Source organism: Bradyrhizobium sp. 142, from assembly GCF_023074015.1.
GTDB lineage: Bacteria > Pseudomonadota > Alphaproteobacteria > Rhizobiales > Xanthobacteraceae > Bradyrhizobium.
Window position 1 is genome coordinate 1 of sequence record NZ_JADPKQ010000149.1, and the last position, 3,611, is coordinate 3,611.

Here is a 3,611-nt window from a genome sequence, read left to right on the forward strand (position 1 = left end):
GGCTCGCCGCCGCACTGAGCGCAGCGTGGAAGGCGAACGGCGCATCGAGCGCCTTGGCCGCGGCAATCACGCAGAGGAAAGCGGTGACCGCGAACAACGTCGCCAGGCCGCATTCACCGAAGGTCATGGATTTGGAGATGGAGGGCTGGCTCATGCGGATTCTCTCTGAAATAACACATCGCCAGAAACCACTTCACCCTGGCGGGGAATTGATTGAAATCAACAGAAGTGGATTTCCGTTTGAAAACAATTGCGCGGCAAACCGTCCAAGATCCTCTGAACCCGCGAGCGGATCAAGCCTTCAAGCTTCGTCAGGTTCTCCGATGCCGCGATCTGACGGACAGTCTTACGCTGCTGAGCATGGACAGGAGGACTCATCTTAATAAAACTGGGAGTCCAATACTTCTCCGTCGGGTCCACAATTGTGACGCTTCGCTCTAATGAGATATTGTGTGATTTGAGTCCACGGCTATGATGTCGCGGTATTTTGTTATCGACCAATATGGACCGTAGCGGCTGTGATAAGGCTGTCATGATTGTCTCGCGGACATTGGCGTGCAATTTTGAAAGTTCGGCTCAGTGCGCTATTTAGCGTTCGCATGGAAGCTCGGTCGAAAAACAACGAGCTCGGCCCTAAGTAACAATGTGTGACGCATGTTCACGGCCCGGCTTCGCGAGAGCTCGCACAATCGTCAGAACTCTGCAATTTTCTTACGGCCGAAGTTAGGTGGTAATTTGGTTCGGCCCCGGTCGATAAAGGATAGCGGAAAGGCGAGCGAAGCTCCCCTATCAAGATTGGGAGGCGCGCGAACTCGCTTTTGTGGTAGTCAACATCAGGACGCAAGCACTCGCCGCGATGGCACCCAGCGGCACGCCCAGTTGCCACTCGACTACATATATTGCGCGCGCTGATGGGAGCCTTATCATGGTAGGGACTAAGAAGAGAGCGCGTGCGCCAAGGACTCGTTTTTCCTTCACCCGCGATGCGGGCTTTCGTAGAATGAATGAACAGGAGACCAAATCGGCGGTCGTGCGCGAGCTGGACGAAGAGTAAACTAACCTGACGTCACAACTGGCACTAAAGTATCTTCCATGCGCTGGAATAGAAGAGAATTGGCACAGCTGGAAAAGCTCTGGGCCGCGGGACAGAGTGCCGCGCAGATCGCGCGTCATCTCGAGTGCAGTCGCAACGCAGTATGCGGCAGGCTCGCTCGGTTGGGCCTGGCTCGCGGTCACAAGCCACCAACAGCAAAACCCAAGATTAGACCCGCCCCGAAGCGAGGGCCGGCGGTGATGGCGGCCGGTCGCGATTGCGTCGGAAAGAAGCCGTCGCAAAAGGCGCTAGATAGCCAGCCTCAGGAAATGAGCAAGCGGCAGCTTTACGCGATGCTAGCTGAGGCGGTCAGGAATACCGCGTAGAACTATCAGGCGCGCCGCGATCTCCCGGACTATGCGCCGTACCTGGTCGATCCGGACGATTTGCTTGTTGGTTTGCGCGATTTGTGGCTATCCGATGAACAGTGGCGTCGAGTAGAACGTTCGCGGCGGAGGGCTCGATCGTAGGTCAATTCATCCAATCTCAAGAGGCTGGATGCACTGAATTAGAAGAGGAAAGCGTTCTGGTTCTTGAGCCTCGTTTTCGGCTAGGCGGTTTCGGGGAAGCGCCCCGCGTCCTGGTTTGCGCCGGTGTTTGGAAGATTCTGCACACGGCGTGCCCGACGGAGTACACGAGCTCGGGTGAAGCCGCTTGACCGTGAGCGAGCTCCAGTATTTGCTACCGCCGTGTGGAGAGCTGGACTGGGACTGAGCACGCGGGAAATGATCGAGGTTCGTCCGTGCCCGGGGCGGGGCTGAGACCAGTGGCCGCCCCTCCGATGGAGATCGGCCCTTGTGGTTTAGACGGAGGCGCGAGTTTCTTCGCCGGCTTCGGATCGGCTTGAGCTGACGGCGGAGAGGGAACGGAAGGAGGCGAGGCGGTGATTAACAGATTCGGCAACGAGTCGATTCGTGAGGTCAGCGCTGCAATTTGATCGGAAATTCGTTTTAACTCAGCCTGCTATGCAGTGATGCTGTGATTGAGCTCCGTTATCTCATCGCTCGCCTTCTGTTGTCCCGATAGAACTTCCGATAGGACCGCCCTGGCGTCGGGTGACAAGCTCAGCCTTGGAGCGACTTCACGGGCCGCCGAGCTCTCGAGACATTGTCTGACGTCGGTCAAAAAATAGACTCGTGCAGTGCACAGACACACGAAGACGACCACCACCCACCATAGGCGCCTTGACGATCTGTGCAAAACCGGTGGCAAGTCTGAAGCGGCCGGCTGTTCAATTGCATCGATCACTTCTCGCTCGCCTACCCGGCTCATTATTTTTCCATACCAACTTGAGAACACACTCACGTCAACAGTCGTGGTGCCGCGCGACGATCGACAATACACTGTCCGCGACTATTCCGATGATTTGGCGTTAGCTCCTATGCGGCTTGGCGAGCCACGCGACGCGGGACTCGTTGCACGCGGGCCGCTCCTACATCATAGCGCGCGCACCAAGCACTGTTGTCGTGTTGATCGATGACGAGGCGTTTTGGCACCGTTTACGACGATCATTCCCATAAGCATTTATTCGCCCCTGCCCGAATGCGAGCCAGCTTCAATTTCTTGGATCGTAACTTGATCTCCGCAGTTGATGCGAAGAAGACCAACTGTGTCGACGCCATCGCGTGAAGGGAAAACTGTCGCCCAAATCGCGAACTCGACCACCTCAGCCCCCTAGCGTGAGAGTCACCGATAAGCAACGCTTCGCTCCTAGCGACCTTTCCGCCGAGCAATGGGCGCATGAAGGGGTTTGTCGCTCCCGGGGACCATGAACGAGGCCCACCGACGATGATCGCATTGGTGAGGTTCGACTACGTACCGGGACGTCCCAGAGCAGCGCAGGATCCCTGGGTCGCTGGGGAATACGCCAGGCAGAAGTCAACTACCAAACCTTGTCAGTTGATGGAGATTGCGAGGGGACGTATCAATTTTGATCGATGAACCTCGCACGAGTCAGGTCGTGGAGCAGTTCGACTCTAGCAGCGTCAACGGCCCTGCTGGATGTCTCGTTGGCGAACGCCGGAGATTAGCGAAGCGGAGTTGAATCTGGGGCCCTGTCGTGGCCGTGTTGATTCGAGTATCTCGCCTGCAACAGTTGTTCTCTGTCTTCGAGAGGAACGGCTTGCTATCCCGCACCGTGTTTCGTCTGCGCATACCGGTGAAGGCGACCACGCTGACCGGCGCATGGAGACCGCGTGATCCGGTCGATGACGACCAGGGCGGCGCACGAGCTTGATGGCGCCGTTGGATTTATTTTCTGATCTCAGTATTTGAGGTTCGGGTCAAGCGATAGGTGGAGCCCGTGCGCGGCGCGAAGTGACCGCCACGAGTCAAACGCAGCGCCGCGCATGGGCGGGCCGGAGGGCGCATTGTTCATTTTTTCGCTCCTGTCGGCGGTTTTGTGACCGTCCTATCCGCCGCGCTCGGCCCCGGCGCTGAGGTATCCGACTTGGCCGTCTTGGGATCGCGCATCGATGGCCCATCGAGCGCAAGACGATGGGCGTTATGCACGAGGCTG

General features: G+C 57.5%; 1 protein-coding gene. It reads left to right on the forward strand.

Annotated elements, in window-relative coordinates; translation table 11 throughout:
* The first annotated feature begins 1,092 nt into the window (after positions 1-1,092).
* Complete coding sequence (locus IVA82_RS14570) at positions 1,093-1,419, forward strand: GcrA family cell cycle regulator (protein ID WP_247381054.1); 327 nt, start codon at positions 1,093-1,095, stop codon at positions 1,417-1,419.
* The last annotated feature ends 2,192 nt before the right edge of the window (positions 1,420-3,611 follow it).

What these genes read in the sequence shown, in the direction of transcription:
- IVA82_RS14570 (WP_247381054.1), top strand. Translation starts at nt 1,093, where the DNA reads ATGCGCTGGAATAGAAGAGAATTGGCACAGCTGGAAAAGCTCTGGGCC.